General features: G+C 44.6%; 16 protein-coding genes. 7 read left to right on the forward strand and 9 right to left on the reverse strand.

Going from position 1 to position 16,667, the window contains the following annotated elements; translation table 11 throughout:
- Positions 1-274 precede the first annotated feature (274 nt).
- Positions 275-955 carry a hypothetical protein gene (locus AB4512_RS01720; protein WP_372098149.1) on the forward strand — a complete coding sequence of 227 codons (681 nt, stop codon included), beginning with the start codon at positions 275-277 and terminating at the stop codon, positions 953-955.
- Between the two features lie 190 nt (positions 956-1,145).
- Here AB4512_RS01720 and AB4512_RS01725 read toward each other — a convergent pair whose 3' ends face one another.
- Positions 1,146-2,021, reverse strand: a complete 876-nt coding sequence (locus AB4512_RS01725) for an NAD(P)-dependent oxidoreductase (RefSeq protein ID WP_372131333.1) — start codon at positions 2,019-2,021, stop codon at positions 1,146-1,148.
- Positions 2,022-2,033: 12 nt separating this feature from the next.
- Complete coding sequence (locus AB4512_RS01730; protein WP_048610205.1) at positions 2,034-2,936, reverse strand: LysR family transcriptional regulator; 903 nt, start codon at positions 2,934-2,936, stop codon at positions 2,034-2,036.
- A gap of 84 nt (positions 2,937-3,020) precedes the next feature.
- Between AB4512_RS01730 and AB4512_RS01735 the strand changes: the two genes are divergently transcribed.
- Positions 3,021-3,272 carry a DUF2798 domain-containing protein gene (locus AB4512_RS01735; RefSeq protein WP_108166870.1) on the forward strand — a complete coding sequence of 84 codons (252 nt, stop codon included), beginning with the start codon at positions 3,021-3,023 and terminating at the stop codon, positions 3,270-3,272.
- Between the two features lie 177 nt (positions 3,273-3,449).
- On the opposite strand, the gene AB4512_RS01740 is transcribed toward AB4512_RS01735, so the two are convergent.
- From AB4512_RS01740 to phhA, 6 genes are all read right to left on the reverse strand, one after another.
- Positions 3,450-4,166 carry a YebC/PmpR family DNA-binding transcriptional regulator gene (locus tag AB4512_RS01740; protein ID WP_010432326.1) on the reverse strand — a complete coding sequence of 239 codons (717 nt, stop codon included), beginning with the start codon at positions 4,164-4,166 and terminating at the stop codon, positions 3,450-3,452.
- Positions 4,167-4,262: 96 nt separating this feature from the next.
- Positions 4,263-4,472: a DUF3283 family protein gene (locus AB4512_RS01745; RefSeq protein WP_004732615.1), complete on the reverse strand. Its 210-nt coding sequence runs from the start codon at positions 4,470-4,472 to the stop codon at positions 4,263-4,265.
- Positions 4,473-4,637: 165 nt separating this feature from the next.
- Positions 4,638-5,393 carry a hypothetical protein gene (locus AB4512_RS01750; RefSeq protein ID WP_102285515.1) on the reverse strand — a complete coding sequence of 252 codons (756 nt, stop codon included), beginning with the start codon at positions 5,391-5,393 and terminating at the stop codon, positions 4,638-4,640.
- A 166-nt stretch (positions 5,394-5,559) separates the two neighbouring features.
- Positions 5,560-6,660: a Fic family protein gene (locus tag AB4512_RS01755; protein ID WP_372174230.1), complete on the reverse strand. Its 1,101-nt coding sequence runs from the start codon at positions 6,658-6,660 to the stop codon at positions 5,560-5,562.
- 141 nt (positions 6,661-6,801) lie between these two features.
- Positions 6,802-7,140, reverse strand: coding sequence for a 4a-hydroxytetrahydrobiopterin dehydratase (locus tag AB4512_RS01760; protein WP_017065112.1), 339 nt, complete (start codon positions 7,138-7,140; stop codon positions 6,802-6,804).
- Positions 7,130-7,924: a phenylalanine 4-monooxygenase gene (phhA, locus tag AB4512_RS01765; RefSeq protein WP_017065113.1), complete on the reverse strand. Its 795-nt coding sequence runs from the start codon at positions 7,922-7,924 to the stop codon at positions 7,130-7,132. The genes AB4512_RS01760 and phhA overlap by 11 nt, the downstream gene beginning before the upstream one ends.
- Before the next feature lie 199 nt (positions 7,925-8,123).
- Between phhA and AB4512_RS01770 the strand changes: the two genes are divergently transcribed.
- Positions 8,124-10,163, forward strand: coding sequence for an acetoacetate--CoA ligase (locus AB4512_RS01770; protein WP_372126679.1), 2,040 nt, complete (start codon positions 8,124-8,126; stop codon positions 10,161-10,163).
- 47 nt (positions 10,164-10,210) lie between these two features.
- On the opposite strand, the gene AB4512_RS01775 is transcribed toward AB4512_RS01770, so the two are convergent.
- Positions 10,211-11,065, reverse strand: coding sequence for an SIS domain-containing protein (locus AB4512_RS01775; protein WP_017065115.1), 855 nt, complete (start codon positions 11,063-11,065; stop codon positions 10,211-10,213).
- Between the two features lie 227 nt (positions 11,066-11,292).
- Here AB4512_RS01775 and murQ point away from each other — a divergent pair, with 227 nt between their 5' ends.
- The 4 genes from murQ to AB4512_RS01795 are packed head-to-tail and all read left to right on the forward strand — an operon-like array spanning position 11,293 to position 16,597.
- A complete protein-coding gene (gene murQ, locus AB4512_RS01780) occupies positions 11,293-12,195 on the forward strand; it encodes an N-acetylmuramic acid 6-phosphate etherase (protein WP_136982536.1) in 903 nt (300 codons plus the stop codon).
- A 28-nt stretch (positions 12,196-12,223) separates the two neighbouring features.
- On the forward strand, positions 12,224-13,675 hold the full coding sequence (gene murP / locus AB4512_RS01785) for a PTS N-acetylmuramic acid transporter subunit IIBC (protein WP_372159056.1): 1,452 nt from the start codon (positions 12,224-12,226) through the stop codon (positions 13,673-13,675).
- Between the two features lie 12 nt (positions 13,676-13,687).
- On the forward strand, positions 13,688-15,583 hold the full coding sequence (locus tag AB4512_RS01790; protein ID WP_372174233.1) for a glycoside hydrolase family 3 protein: 1,896 nt from the start codon (positions 13,688-13,690) through the stop codon (positions 15,581-15,583).
- A 21-nt stretch (positions 15,584-15,604) separates the two neighbouring features.
- The gene (locus AB4512_RS01795) at positions 15,605-16,597 is read left to right on the forward strand and encodes an OmpG family monomeric porin (protein ID WP_136982537.1); all 993 of its coding nucleotides are present in this window, start codon (positions 15,605-15,607) and stop codon (positions 16,595-16,597) included.
- Positions 16,598-16,667 lie beyond the last annotated feature (70 nt).

A 16,667-nucleotide genomic window follows, 5' to 3' on the forward strand; every position in this document is an offset into this window, starting at 1 on the left:
TAATGAGGAGTGAATGTTTGAGAGGCGGTGTGAGTGGGGATATAGGATTCAGTTATTGTATTTCAGTAAAAGTCGTGCTTATTTTGCACAACCCATATTTACTAATTATTCATACTGGGTAGACATAAACATACCTGATACATTGGAGCTATGTATCGTTTTTGTAATCTTCGGAATAGAAACGGTGATTCAGGAGATCGATGAGTAATTGTTGAAATAAATCATTCGCATAACCACTTACAGCTTTAAAATACGAGACAAAGTTAATACAATCTTGTTGCGCATTGAAATGGTTCAATGTTTATATCAAATTAGTTATGGATTTATCAATATCATGGAAGCAACAACAGTTAATGCTAACGAAACTCAAACGCCAAAAGTTCTAAACAAACTTGGAACTGCATCATATGGTCTCGTTGCAATTGGGTCTTTCTTACCTGCAATTACTATCAAAATGTGGGGAGTGTCTGAATCAATTACAGGTTTAGATGTCTACGGGTTCACTATAGTCTTACTAATGATTGTAGGCTCAGCATCCTGCGCTCTTGGCTTACCAAAAATCGTAGCAAAAGGCATTGGTGCAGTGTCATTAGCGTATCTTTATTACCACTTGTTTCAAGCCATCGGTGATTTAAATGAAATGGCGCAAATGATGGGGGGGCGTCGTGGTGGTGAACTGGGACAGATCATTGAATTAGCTCTACAAAGCGCAAATATTGGCATTGTCGCCTTACTACTTGGCTTCATTTCGTTAAACATTTTTATGTTTGTAGGTTACAAACTTCACCCTCGCTTCGAGGCATTAGATGTAATCTTGAAACACTACTCTTCAAAAGCCTCAGAAAAAGCCGTTGAAAAATCAACTCAAATCAAGAAAGCAACCGAAGAGAAAGCATCAGCAGTTAAACAGAAAGCCAATCAAGTTCAGAAAGAGCAAATCGATAAAGGTGAATAAACTCATTTAAATCATCAATTTTGGACATCTATTTTAACGATTTTCGTCCCATTGATAATTCATAGATTGCTGAATTAGGAATCAAACAGAAAATTCAATACGTTTAAAAGAGTTCAAACCAAACAAAAATAGCCGCTAATCAGCGGCTATTTTTAATTATCCAAGCGAAGCTTCGATTACTTCTAGCTTTCTACTTCTTTGTCTCTTCAACCACGGCTTTCATCAATACTGATGTATCCATGCGGCCTTGTCCTTCGGCAGACAATGCTTTGTAAGCGTTGTTGGTCTTTTCAGTCAGTGGAAGCTGGATGCCTTGGCGTTCTGCTTCATCTAGGCAGAAACCTAAGTCTTTGATCATCCAATCAATGGCAAAGCCGAAATCGAACTTATCTTGCGCCATTGTGGTCGCGCGGTTTTCCATCTGCCATGAACCTGCTGCGCCGTTTTTAAGGCAATCAACTAGCGTTTGGATATCCAAACCTGATTTTTCAGCAAGCACTAAGCCTTCAGATAAGCCGTTCAATACACCTGCAATGCAGATCTGGTTAACCATTTTCGCACGTTGGCCTTGGCCGACGTTACCCATAAGAACTGACGACTTACCGTAAGCTTCGAACACAGGTTGAAGGTCATTAAATAACGCTTGTTCACCACCACACATGATGGTTAGCACGCCATTTTCTGCGCCCGCTTGACCACCAGACACAGGTGCATCCATAAAGCGAATACCTGCTTGCTTCGCAGCCACTTCAAGCTCTTCAGACAGGACTGCAGATGTTGTAGTGTGATCGACAAGAATCGCGTTTGGCTTCATCGCTGCCAATGCGCCTGTTTCGCTGGTTGTCATGCTGCGTACGTCGTCATCGTTACCCACACAAACCAATACCACGTCAGCTTCCGCTACACACTCAGCCACAGATTCAGCCGCTTTACCTTGGTGTTTATCAGCCCAGCCTAGCGCTTTGCTGTGAGTGCGGTTAAATACCGTTACTTCAAAACCGGCTTTGACTAGATGGCCTGCCATTGGGAAACCCATAACGCCTAGCCCGATAAAACTTACTTTCATTTCTTTCTCCTTTTATTTGACCAAACCATCGCTATGAAAAGATCGAACACTCTCAATCAGTGCATCAATAAGCAGGGTCAAAGCCTTTGGCTGATATTTTCTTTCTTTGTACACTAAATACGCTTGGCGATCACCCCGATGATACTCAGGGAGCACTTGAATCAGATTCATCTCAGGGGATACGTGACGAAAAGGCAATGAAGCGAGCCCCAAACCTTTTTGCGCTGCGGCCGCCACCGCATGAATATCGTTAACGATGAACTTAGGTTTAATCGTGATCATTTGCTCTAAGCGGTCGGATTTGTAGAGCGGCATATCAAACACATCATCGACGTTAATCCAATCTTGCAGCTCTAGGTCGTCGGGTTTTTCTATTGTTGCACGCGAATCTAAGTATTCTGGGCTTGCATAAAACCCGTGTTTGGCTTTAAACAGCGGTCGAGCAATCATGCCTTCCATGTCCGAGATCTTAAACGTGATCAGTAAGTCACGATCAGTCTGTGGAATGAGCTGCTGCTGGCTCAGAGTAAGGTCGAGCTGAACGTTTGGATACTGAGTGAGGAATTGCTCTACCGTCGACCGTAGAAAGCCACTGTAGAAGTTATGAGGCACAGCGAGCTTTATCTTGCCTTGGATAGCGTCACGCTCTTCAAGCAAGCTATTAAAGCCGTGATGAATCGACTCCATACCGCTGCTCAGTGCAGAAAAAGCCGCCTCACCGTCTTTGGTGGCCACCAGCTCACGACCTTTCTTTTCTAAAAGTCGGATATTGAGGCGATCTTCCAATGCGGTTAGCCGACGCGACATAGTCGACACAGGGAGTTGCAGCCGTTTCGAAGCCGATAGCAAAGAGCCCTCTTCAACCACTGCACAGAATAAGAACAGATCATCAATGTTTCCAAATATGGAATTCATACTTCTACATGTGCCTATTTTTCTCATTAATGGATAAATGTAACCTTATCTCATCAACATCAGAAAATCACGGGAGAAACATATATGAGCAAAAAACAATTTTGGGTAACCGCGATTTTATCCTCACTCACCATGGCAACCATCATGTCTGGGTTAATTTCTGGCTACAAAATGGGATTCAGCTCCGAGTGGCCGCCAATCTGGATGCAAAGCTTTTTCATCGCTTGGCCGTGTGCCATCACACTCAACCTCACCGTGCTTCCTTTGATCAGAAAATTCTCAGCATGGATTTGTCGCCCAAGAACGCTTTGCGAACCTGACATCACGGAACGATGATCAAGGGCTAATGTTAAGGAGCTATAGTCTAGGTTCTGCGATCAAAAAGATACGGTAAAAAAGCTATGTTCATGGGTAAGCGACTGAATTACAGCCATAAAAAAACCGAGCACTAGGCTCGGTTTTTTGTATTCTACATTTACTCACAAGAGCAAAGCTATCAATTATAGATTGATATTACAGCTCAGCGTTGTGGTAAACCTGCTGAACGTCATCACAGTCGTCAAGCATGTCTAAGAACTTCTGGAATTTCTCAGAATCTTCTTCAGCTACTGGCGTAGTTGTTTGAGGAACGAAAGTGATTTCCTCAACGTCTAGCGTTAGCTCTGGGAACGCAGTGTTTAGTGCAGTCTTCGTTTTGAAGAACTCAGTCGTTGGAGCGAATACAGTGATAACACCGTCTTCTAGCTCAACGTCAGTCACGTCTACGTCTTCCATCATTAGCGTTTCTAGGATGATCTCGTCGTCTTCGCCTTTAAACTGGAATACAGCTTGGTGAGCGAACATGTGAGAAACAGTACCTTCAACACCGATTTTCGCACCAGTCTTAACGAAACATTGGCGAACGTCTTGGAAAGTACGGTTGCCGTTGTCAGTTAGACAGTCAACGATTACGCTTGTGCCACCTGGGCCAAAACCTTCGTAACGAGCTGGTTGGAAGTCTTCACCGCCGCCGCCGTTCGCTTTATCGATCGCTTTTTCGATAACGTGTGCTGGTACTTGGTCTTTCTTCGCTTTAGCAATCAGGTGCTTAAGAGGTAGGTTCATGTCTGGGTCAGAGCTGCCGTTCTTAGCCAGTACGTAAATCTCTTTACCGTATTTAGAATAAACTTTAATTTTTGCGCCTGCAGTTTTCGCCATTGAGGCCTTGCGCACTTCAAAACTTCTTCCCATCGGGATCTTCTCTCTGATTCAATTAACGGTGCAAATTCTAGCAAATTACTGTGTCATTTCAATTCTACAGCACTGCTGGGCAAGGTTTGTCTGCGTTTATGCGACACCCATTACCCGTTTGTATTTTTCTACAGACTGATCAAACCAAGCCTTTTCTTCTGGGTCACCTAGCTTCATTGCTTCTTCAACAATGGCTTCAGGGCCACATTTCGCTTGCTTCAGTTTCCATACAAGAAACGATGCTTGCTTATCCAGTTCGATTTTATTTTTCTCGCTGGGTGGAAGGAGTGAAAGGTTGATAGACATTGCTAGCCTTCGTCTGTAATACACTTGGCCGAGAAATATATCATAGAGCAGCCTCATAAAACCAATACTATGAGTAACCGAAAGGGTTTATGAGACAAGAAACTAAGCAAGTCACTGATGCAGGTCAAGCTAGTTTGGGAAAGTGCGTTTAGTTAGAACACTCCATCAACTAGCTTGTTTAAGCTGTAGTGCTTTATTCACTTCAATTCGCGCTTTACGATATGAAACTTCAACCGACTCATGACAATCGTGTGCAAACATAAGCACTGAATATATTAAAGACAACTGTTTGTCGATGATTTTTAACGCAACGGCTTTACTAACTTCTGGCAATTTAAATGAGTTCCTTAAGTGTAAGTCGTTATAAATATAGTTACATTCATTCAAAGCTTGGGTGCACCCCATAAGGCTTGAATCTTTGTTAAGTGTATCGATTATATTATTACATGAGCGAGTAAATTGGACTGCCACATTAAGATCTAGACTCATCTCCCCGTTAAGTGACCGTGGAAACATCTTTTTATGTAGCTTACGAAGCAGTACGTCATCAAAATCATCTAGCTGCAAGATATCCACATATTTTTTAAATTCCTCTAGATGCTTGTAATGATTTGAGAACGTATTTTGTTGATTTGTTACCCTTATCTGCTCTTTCGTTTGTTCAGATCTGTGGTTAGCAGCCAACAATGCAATGATTGGTATAATTAGAGCCAAAATTCCAAGAGGAAAACGAAAGACTGAAACGAAATTATTAAAACCCGCTGCGGATAAATCCCAACGTAAGGGAGTATGTACCACTATCAAAAATGCACAAATAGAAGATGTAATTATAATCGCTAATGTAACAATCCAAACAATTGGAAGCGCTATAAAGCTTCTATGTGGATTAAACTGAACGTCTAGCAGTGACAAAAGTTTCACCTCAACCCCTTAGATTTTAAATTACTAAATATTCAATAATCATAATAACTTAGACAATGAAATGTAAAGCGTTTATAGCTTGGACTTTAATACATTATCAACAAAAAACCACCAACATTCAGTCTGAACATTGGCAGCTTTTAAGTATAGGAATAGGTGTATAGATCTACTTCGGCAATAGATAGCGGGTGCTTCGTCCGCCAGAACCAGATTTGACCAAGCAGCCATGTCCAATCAATGCGCTCAAATGACGTGTTGCGGTGGCACTACTCACCTTGGCTACTTTCTGATATTGGCTGGCATTGATACCTTTGGAAAAATCGCCATCGAGCATCCTATTCAGCACTTTTACTTGCTCTGTTGTAAGCTTCGTTTGGTCGATGCTTCGCCAATAGTTGGTCTTATATACAGTTTGGTCGACCTCAGCGAAAACCCCTGTAAACGTCTCGTCTAACGTATCTAAGAACCACATCAACCATTCGCTAATATCGAGTCCCCCTTTCTGGGTTCGCTCCAATATCTCGTAGTAATGCTTGCGGTTAGCGAGAATTCCCACCGACATCGCATAGAAGCGTACCGACTGCTGCTCGGCCTGTGCTAACGCCAAGTCGGTCAACAATCGAGTAATACGACCATTACCATCATCTAACGGGTGTAAGGTGATAAACCAAAGGTGAGTGATTGCGGCTCGCAATAGAGGATCGAGTGTGGCGTCGGTAAGTGAATCATTAAACCATTTGATAAATGTATCTAGCTCAGCATCAAGAATGTCTCGGCTAGGCGCTTCAAAGTGCACGGTTGGGCGGTCAATTCTTCCTGATACCACTTGCATCGGAGCGTCACCTCGTAGCTGACCTCCAACTACAGGGTTAAACATGGTGTAGCCTTGAGGAAACAGTCTATCGTGCCAATGTAAGATCCTATCAAGCGCTAGTGGCTCTGTTAGGTTCTGCACCGCATCCAACATAATTTCAGCTAGGCCATCGGTTTGTTCTGTCGTTGGAAAAGGTCGATCTTCACTGACACCGAGTTTATTGGCTAAAGAAGACCGGACCGAGAAAGCATTAAGCTTTTCTCCCTCAATCGCACTGGAATGGACTATGTTCGCTAATAAGGTGTCGAGCATGGTTTGGGATTGATCTGCCGACTGTGAGGTAATCTTGCCCAATAGAATGCCCTGATTAAGCCGTACTTCTCTTAACCTCACGCCTATTTTCTGATTATCCCAAACAAAGTTTGGCCAATTATCTTGCTGCCAAATCCACATATTACACCCCATGATGCGAAAGTATCACTTATTCAACTCATACTATGAGCTGTTTAAGGCAATTATTCAACTCACCTAATGAGCCGAATAATGAGTTAATCGCATCACAGAGGTTGCAAGAGTAACTTCTAACCTACAAAACTATTCACTCACCGCGAACACATCGCAGCGTGAGGCGCAGATGAAATCATTCTTATGCAAGCCTTTGATTGAGTGGCTCCACCAAGTGACGGTGACTTTGCCCCACTCCAATAAGATCGAAGGATGGTGGAACTCTTCTTCTGCCAGTTCTGACACTATGTTGCTGAATGCCCATGCTTGCTTGTAGTTCTTAAACTTGAACACCTTCTCAAGCTGCGGGATGCCGTCTCTTTCGATGATCTGCCAGTCTGACAACTCCAACAGTAAAGATTGTTGTTCATCTTCACTTAGGGCAATCGCGTCGATACTGCAGGCTTCGCATTTTTGTTCATTCAACATGTGTTGGTTCCTTGGGTTCAAAAAGTGGTGGTAGTAACCCCGCATCGATGGCGAGATCAGCTTGCTGTAATAGGTTTTCCTGACTGATTTTAAAGAGCTCAGATAGCTCGTCGATCACGTAATATTTCGGCTGCATGATGTCGATACGATAAGGCGTTCTTAAAACCGTTTGCAGATCGAACCGCTCGCGAACGGCCAAATCCCCTCCCAACGCATACATAGTTTCCGCTGGAGACGAAAGAATGCCACCGCCATAGATTTTCAGTTGTTGGCCTTCTTTTACTAAACCGAACTCAACCGTAAACCAATACAAACGGGCAAGATAAGCGCGCTGTTTAGATGTGGCGGCTTGGCCTAGTTTTCCATAATGCTCAGTGAAAGCCGCGAAATCGGCATTAGTGAGCATGGCACAATGGCCGAAAATTTCATGAAAGAAATCAGGTTCTTGTAAGTAATCGAACTCGTCTCGCGTTCTCAGAAATGTCGCAACTGGGAATTTCTTATTGGCGAGCAAATCAAAGAATCGGTCGAAATCGATCAATGCAGGCACAGGCTGAACTTGCCAACCGGTTGTTTCCATTAGCACTTTATTTATCTCTGGCAGCTGGGGAACTCTGTCTAATGGTAGATCCAGCAAGGTCAAACCGTGCAAATAAGCATCGCATGCGCGGTCATTAATCACGTCCAGTTGCCTTTTCACTAAGTCGTGCCAAATAGCGTCTTCTTCGAGGCTCCACTCAACCCATCCCTCTTGGCTCACGGGCTTAGAATGATATTGAGTCATTACACTCCTCCTTTCGAATGTCTCACTTTAAGCCTATCTCCACTCCTTATAAGCGCCAATTTGCGCGATTTTTCGAAACAAGCGCTCGTGTAACATTTTATTTACACAATTCCACCAAGCGCTTATTTTGCTGAACTTTTGACTTTGTAAAACCTAAATACCAGACTGAAAACGTTAACTTTTTGTTAAAGGTAAAGGAATGCACGAAAGCAATAAGCCCATTTGGCAGCCAAGCGAGCAGCGTATCGCCAATGCCAACTTAACCCGATTCATCGATAGCCTTGAACAGTCTTGGTTAAACCTAGATAGGGACGTAAAAAACTATGCCGAACTCCACCAATGGTCTGTAGTTCAGCCGGAATCGTTTTGGCAAAACGTGTGGCAGTTTTGTGGAGTAGTCGGCTCACAAGACTCTATTAACAAGGCAGAAAGCGAGACCATCAAAGCTCAAGGTGGGAGCCGCTGGCAGCAGCCTAAATCGAACCGTGATGCGGTCTGGTTTCCGAATGCTCAAGTTAACTACGCCGAGAACTTGCTGCGTTTGGCACACACCATGCCTGATGAGCTTGCGATTTGGTTTGAGAATGAACGTGGCGAACAACAGAGTTATACATGGGAAACCCTGTGTGAAGCTGTCTCTAGTGTTCAGCAATGGCTTGTCGATAGCGGAGTGAAACAAGGTGATATAGTTGCTGCGTATACTCCCTATCTGCCACAAACCGTGATAGCCATGCTAGCCGCCACCAGCTTAGGCGCGATTTGGACATCGACCTCGCCTGATTTTGGAGTAGAGAGTGTGATTGAGCGATTCGGACAGGTGAAACCTAAGGTGCTGTTCACCTGTGACGGTTACACCTTCAATGGCAAAACGTTCGATATGGCGGGCAAGAACCGTGAAATCATCGAACACTTAAACGAATTAAAACAGGTGTGTGAGATCGGTTATTTGAAACCGAGTAATGACTTAGAGAAGAGCGATTTAGAGAAGAAAAAAGTTGAACATGATGTGTCGATTCTAAGCTGGCACAGCATCATTAATCACTATCAGACAAAACCTCTTCGATTTACTCGTGTCGGCTTCAATGAACCGTTGTTTGTACTCTACTCTTCCGGCACCACAGGCAAACCCAAATGTATAGTGCATTCTGTCGGTGGCACTACCATCAACCACCTAAAAGAGCACCAGCTTCATTGCGATATTAAACCGAGAGATCGCGTGTTCTACTACACCACTTGTGGTTGGATGATGTGGAACTGGCACGTATCTGCGCTCGCGAGCGGTGCTTGTTTGGTGATCTTTGATGGTAGCCCGGTTTATCCGCAACCCAATGTACTGTGGGACTTGGCACAGCGTGCAGACGTATCGACATTTGGCACCTCAGCCAAGTATCTAGAAGCGATTGAGAAGGCAGAACTCTCGCCGATCGACAGTCACTCTCTTCCTCACTTAAGAACACTGTGCTCGACCGGTTCTGTGCTTTATCCAGAACAGTTCGATTACGTCTACAAACACATCAAGCAAGACCTGCATTTAGCCTCAATTTCTGGAGGGACAGATATTTGTGGCTGCTTTGTTTTAGGTAATCCCATCTCGCCAGTGTATCGCGGTGAGTGCCAACAGGCCGGGCTCGGCGTCGACATCAAAGTGTTCAATTCGTCTGGCCACAAGGTTAATCATGAACGTGGCGAACTGGTGTGTACAAACTCCCTACCCAACTTCCCCGCTGGCTTTTGGAATGACACCGGAGAGCGCTATCACAGCACCTATTGGGATAGGTTCGATAATGTGTGGCATCACGGTGATGAAGTCGCACAGAGCGTGCATGGTGGCTACCTGTTCTACGGTCGAGGCGACACCACCCTCAACCCCGGTGGGGTAAGAATTGGGACTGCCGAGATCTACCAGCAAGTGAACACCATTGACGGCATCATCGATTCGATAGCAGTCGGTAAAAACATCGACCGCAATGAACAGGTATGGCTGTTTGTTCAGCTGCAGCAAGGTGTGAGTTTAGATGAAAAGTTACTGACAGCCATCAAAAGCAAACTCAAATCCTCTTGTTCGCCAAGACACGTGCCAAGCCAGATATTTGCGATCAGCGACGTGCCAAAAACACGCTCTGGCAAACTGGTGGAGTTGGCTGTGAAACAGGTGATCAATGGCAAAAATGTAGAAAACCTCGGGGCTATCGCTAACGCCGAGGTTTTGGAAGAGATAAAGAGTGTTGTTTCGCTTTAGTGTTCCTATCTCAAAAAATCCAAACTAGAAGAAAGTAAAGTAACCAGTTATCTATGCGAAACCTGACGAATATCTGAGTTGATGTCATCAATAAGCTGTCTTGCTGATTCATCTCTTTGCTTCACTAATGCAATGAACAGCAAATCAGTAATAATGTTTTGAGCTGTTCGGGATGCTATCGATGAACTTCGGTATTGGCTTTCATCAGCAATCGTATCAAAGGATAAATCCGCGATGCTTCGAAGTTTACTTTTACGAGCGGAGGTAAGAGCGATGACCTTAACACCTTGCTCCTTTGCTGTTTCTGCGGCGATTAACACATCTTTTCTTTCCCCTGAAAACGAAATAACAACTTGGACATCTTGCGGGGTAAGCGTACGGGCTATCGCTATCTGAACGTGACTGTCTTGTTCTGCTAAAGCGGTAATGCCTAATTTCAGCAATTTAAAGCTAAACTCTTTTGCCGTGAGTGCTGAGCCTCCAATACCCACGACTTGCACTCTATTGGCACCATCTAACAGTCGAATAGCTTCCGTGCAGGTATCAAGTGACAGCGCATTGGTTGTCTGGATCATCGCATCGGTTTTTTCTTGCACAAGCTTTTGAGAAATAACGCTGAATGGGTCATCGGCCAGAATATTACTGTGCAGTGGGGTGGTTTGAATGGCGTGCTTTCGACCTATATCCTCCGTCAGCGCTAACTTGAATTCACTGTAGCCTTTAAAACCAATTCGCTGCGTAAATTTCACGATACTTGATTGACTCACGTTGGTCGCTTGCGCCAGTTCTTGGCTTGTCAATGAGGCTGCCTGTTCCACATTTGATGTTATCCAATCCGCAATTTTTCTCGCATTGGCAGAGAGCTGAGTACGACGGCTGACAATTTTATTCACGACTGACACATTTCACCTCGATTATTTTAGAATAAAATATTCCTAATGAAGAATAATTAATATTCAGTTCAAACCGCCAATTAAGTCGGAATGCCTGGGATTTAGTATAAATTTATCACAATTATTCCACCTAAATCACCACTTCAGAATAACTCTAACTGTGATTTTTATCACTCAAACGGAATATTTTATTCTTTAGTATCGCCCTCAGTTTGTATTGGGTAAGAGAACAAGTAATGAAGATCGATTTGAACCGTTTGGTTACAGAGAGCCGCAATCCTGCAAGCGCAGACATTGATAAGCTATCAACAATTGACATGCTAGCCGTCATCAACAAAGAAGACCAACGTGTTGCGTTAGCCGTAGAAGAAGTCCTTCCTCACATTGCAAAAGCCGTTGACGCGATCACAAGTGCTTTTGCAAAAGGTGGCCGATTAATCTACATCGGCGCTGGCACTTCTGGGCGCTTAGGCATTTTAGATGCAAGCGAATGCCCACCGACTTATGGCACGAGCCCTGAACAAGTCATTGGCGTTATTGCTGGCGGGCACCAAGCCATCTTAAAAGCTGTAGAGAACGCGGAAGATGATCCTGCGCTCGCACAAGCAGATTTAAAATCGTTGGCGCTAACAGAGTCAGACGTAGTCGTCGGAATAGCCGCGAGCGGTCGAACTCCATATGTGTTGGGTGGCCTCACCTATGCTCGATTCATCGGAGCGACCACTGTGTCAATTTCATGTAACCCCGGATCTCCAATGGCAAATTCCGAAGACATTGCGATTACTCCAGTTGTCGGCCCTGAAGTGGTGACTGGGTCATCAAGAATGAAGGCCGGTACCGCTCAGAAATTGGTTCTCAATAAGTTGACCAGCGGCGCCATGATCCGCAGTGGGAAAGTGTTTGGAAATTTGATGGTTGATGTAGAGGCGACCAACGCCAAACTCGTCCAACGTCAAATCAACATTGTTATTGAAGCAACCGGAGTTGACAGCAAACACGCTGAATATGCGCTTAACGCTTGTAATAACAACTGCAAAACCGCAATTCTCATGATTTTGGCTGGCATCAGCGCCGAAGAAGCCTGTGCACGACTCAATAAAAGCGGTGGTTTCATCCGAACTGCACTCGCCGACGAATAATTAAATTCAGTTATAAAAGGTAATTCAAATGGCAAAAATAACGCCTACCATGATTGAAGCTTTACTGTTGGCCGTTGGCGGCAGTGGCAACATTCGTAAATGTGGGAACTGCATGACCCGCTTACGTTTAGCCCTCGTAGACATCAATCAAGCGTCTCTGGATACCATCAAGAAAACCCCAGGCGTTCTGGGTGTGGTAGAGAGTGACGAACAACTTCAGATCATTCTTGGGCCAGGTAAAGCGCAACAAGCTTCTGAGCTGATGAACAGCTTGATGCTTGAGCAGCCTGAAGCGACCGTAAAACAAACTAATGCAGAGGAAGATTTGTCTACGGTTGCGGCTGAACAAAAAAAGCAAATGAAGAGCAAGCAAACCAGTGGAGTACAGCGATTTCTTAGTAAGTTCGCTACCATCTTTACCCCCTTAATCCCTGGCTTTATCGCGGCGGGTCTGTTGCTTGGTTTTGCAACCTTACTTGAGCAGACCTACATTATCGATCAAGAACCAAGCAAGTCGCTGTTAGACCTTGTTGCCTACATGAAAGTATTTGGTACCGGCCTTTTTGCCTTTTTGAGCATTCTGATTGGCTATAACGCCCAGCAAGCCTTTGGCGGCTCTGGCGTTAACGGGGCGATTCTGGCTTCACTGTTCGTCTTGGGATATGACCCAACCGCCACGTCCGGCGTCTACTCAGGGATGAATGAGTTTTTCGGATTCTCTATCGACCCGCGTGGCAACATCATTGGGGTATTACTCGCGGCAATCACCGGTGCTTACGTAGAGAAACTGGTTCGAAAATACATGCCCGATGAACTCGATATGATCCTAACGTCTGTCGTCACGCTTCTCATTATGGGCGCGGTCACCTACTTGTTGATCATGCCGATTGGTGGCGAGTTGTTCAAAGGCATGTCTTGGTTATTCCTTAACTTAAACGACAACCCATTTGGTGCCGCTTTACTGGCTGGCCTATTTCTTATCTCTGTCGTGTTTGGTATTCACCAAGGGTTTGTTCCTGTCTATTTTGCACTTATGGAAGCGCAAGGCTTTAACTCTCTGTTCCCAATCTTGGCGATGGCGGGTGGCGGTCAGGTCGGCGCGTCAATGGCGTTGTACTTCAAAGCCCAAAAAGACTCTCTTCTTCGCACTCAAGTCAAAGGGGCTATTGTGCCTGGTTTGTTGGGTATAGGTGAGCCGCTGATTTACGGCGTCACACTTCCACGAGTAAAACCGTTTGTTACCGCTTGTATTGGCGGTGCAGCAGGCGGGTTCTTTATTGGATTGGTCTCTTACTTAGGGATGCCAGTCGGTTTAAATACAGTGTTTGGCCCATCGGGTATCGTCGCTGTGCCATTAATGACTTCTAACAGCGGTATTTTTGCAGGGATGGCGGTGTTTGTTATTGGTCTTCTTATTTCGTATGTCGTGGGTTTCTTTGCTACGTACATGTTTGGTTCCAAAAACGTTGATTTAACTTAGGTAAAAGCAGTGATGAAATTGAATAAGATCATTTTGAGTACAGTAGTATTGTCTGTTGTGGGTTGTTCGAGTGGCATGAATAAATTCAGTAATCAAGACCTAGAGCAGTACCAGCAACAACCAGAAAAATACGCTGAAAGCGTCGTAAGTACGATGAATAACAGAGAGTTAATCGGTCAAACATTGATGATGGATTTTCGCTCGTGGGGCAAAGAACCATACACCGATGAAGAGATCCCTGTAACTCGAATTAACCATGACATAAGCTCGATGATCACCGACTACCATATCGGCGGTGTAATTCTATTTCGCCAAAATCTAGTGAATTCGAATCAAATCGTCGAGTTCACTGATGCCTTGCAAGAGGCGAGCAGTAACCTACCTCTTCTCATCGCGACTGACCAAGAAGGCGGTTACGTCACTCGATTGCAGAATGGCACAGAGATGCCAGGAAACATGGCGCTAGCTGCCTCTGGTGACGCGAACAATGCTTACGTTGCTGGCAAGATTCACGGCTCAGAGCTGTCCGCTTTAGGCATTAACTACAACTTCGGCCCTGTGGTTGATGTCAATGTGAACCAGAACAACCCGATCATTGGTGTGCGCTCGTACAGCAGCAATGTTGATGTGATCAATGAAATGTCTACCGCCTACATGGATGGTATTCATGAAGCTGGCGTGATCAGTGCACTGAAGCACTTTCCTGGGCATGGCAACGTGAGCGTCGATTCACACTACGATTTACCAGAAGTCAGCTACTCACGAGAAGAGTGGGAAGCGATCGACCTCGCTCCATTTAAGTACGCGATTGAGCACGGTACCGATTCCATAATGTCAGCGCACGTGACGCTACCAAGCGTGGATGACACTATGATCCAAGCGACCTTAAGTGACAAAGAAATGCTAATCCCTGCAACGTTCTCCAAACCTATTTTGACTGGGGTTTTACGTGACAAAATTGGCTTTGATGGGCTAATTGTGACCGATGCGCTCGATATGGGGGCCATCGCTGACAACTTTGATCGCAACTACGCAGTTCACGCTTCACTTTACGCCGGTGCTGATATTGCTTTGATGCCGCTTCAAATTACCAACCGAGATGAAATCAAACAGTTGGAAAGCCTATTTGTCTACCTAGAAGACAAAATGGAAACCAATCCAGAGTTCCTTGAGCGTATGAAAGAAGCCGCAACTCGCGTTATAAAGAAAAAGCTTCAAATGGGTCTGATTTACCAAACCACAGACAAACAGTTTGCCATCGACTCAGTAGGCTCTGAAGCGAACAAACTTGAAGAGAAAAAGGTCGCTGATGCATCAATCACGCTTATTGAAAACCAAAATAATGTATTGCCTGTCGATCCAAGTGAAGCCAGCAATATCCTAGTTATTTCTGATGAAGATAGCCGCAATGCACTTGTAACCAAGTACCTGAACGTTGTGAAACAAGAGACAGGTAATCACCCAATGTTCATTAGCGAGCAGAAAGCGGCATTAATGGAAGATAACTTAAATGAAAATGAGCTTCGTAGCACCATTGTAAAGTCCGATCTGATTATCATGTCGACATACAACCTAATGGGCCACGCGGCAAATGCTCAGAAAATCGTAGATATCGCGAACGCTGAAGGCAAAAAACTGGTGATGATTTCAACGCGTAATCCTTACGACATTGCCCATGTAGACGGTGTACAAGCGAACATCGCTACTTACGGTATCACAGGGTTCGACGTGACCAACAATGACCGCAATTCACTTGAAGCAAACATTAGCTCTGGTATTCGCACCTTGTTTTTAAACCCTCAAACGGGACTGCCTCTGAACGCACCAACAGGAACTCTTCCAGTAGATGTAAAAAATGACAACGGTGACGTTATTTACCCATTCGGCCATTCAGTGAACTACCAATAATTCGTCCTAGGAATAATAAAAATGATAAATAAAAAGTCTGGAGCTACCCTACTAGCACTGCTTCTACCTAGTCTCGCGCTTGCGACTGAAGACAACGCCGTAAAAGTTGAAACGGAAGAGCTAACCCAAAACTTTACCTCTGAGTGGAACGTTGCGTCGAACATTTACATGGAAATGGAAAAGTTTGAAGGGCACAGAGACCCTGATGGCAATGCAGTGATAGACAAACTCACCCCAGTCGCACAGCTATTCATTAATAGCCCTAACTCCAAATGGAGCTATTTTCTTGAACATAAAGTGGCGCGCCGTTCGATCACTGAGGATCTAAATAACACAGATAACTCGTTTCAACGAAACCGTACTCAGATTGGTGCGACTCGTAACTTAGTTCGCAACGATGATGTGGTCTTTAATCTGAACGCTACATACCGAAAAGAATCTAACGACTCTGCACCGGGAACAGATGCTCGTGGCAGCCACAACCTGTACTGGATAATGCCTAGTGGTGAGTTTAAGATCACCGATAAACTCTCATTCTCTTACTGGGATGCGTTTTACTACTATGATCGCTTCGTAGGAGAGAACGATTACGAGTGGGAAGCGGAGCATGGTTTTGCGTATAAACACAGTGATAGTTTCACAGCAAAAGTCTACCTATACACCGATTGGACTTGGGATAACGACCAAAACAAGAACTGGGAACAAAACCAGATTCGTGGGTACTTCCCAACTAAAATTAATGACAAATGGAGCGTGATGCCTTATTTCCGCTACTTCATCAACGAGAAAATCTATGATGCGTCAAACAACTACAACGTCGTCAATGAGACAGACGACGGGCTGCGTTTAGGTTTGAATATCGACTATAAACTGAGCCCTAAATCAACGTTGTGGGTAGGTATGGCTTACGAAGAAACCAAGTGGGATGAGTCTAAGTCTGCGGGCCTAACCAGTGGTTCAGACAACAGCCAGAAATTCTATCTAGCTCAAGCGGGTTGGAAGTATAAGTGGTAACAGCTTGATTATATTTTCGATGTAACAACATACCAACCGGAGGCGCGTTCTCCGGTTGGTATACTAATGA

It is taken from the genome of Vibrio sp. 10N.222.52.B7 (assembly GCF_041474275.1).
Taxonomy (GTDB): domain Bacteria; phylum Pseudomonadota; class Gammaproteobacteria; order Enterobacterales; family Vibrionaceae; genus Vibrio; species Vibrio crassostreae_C.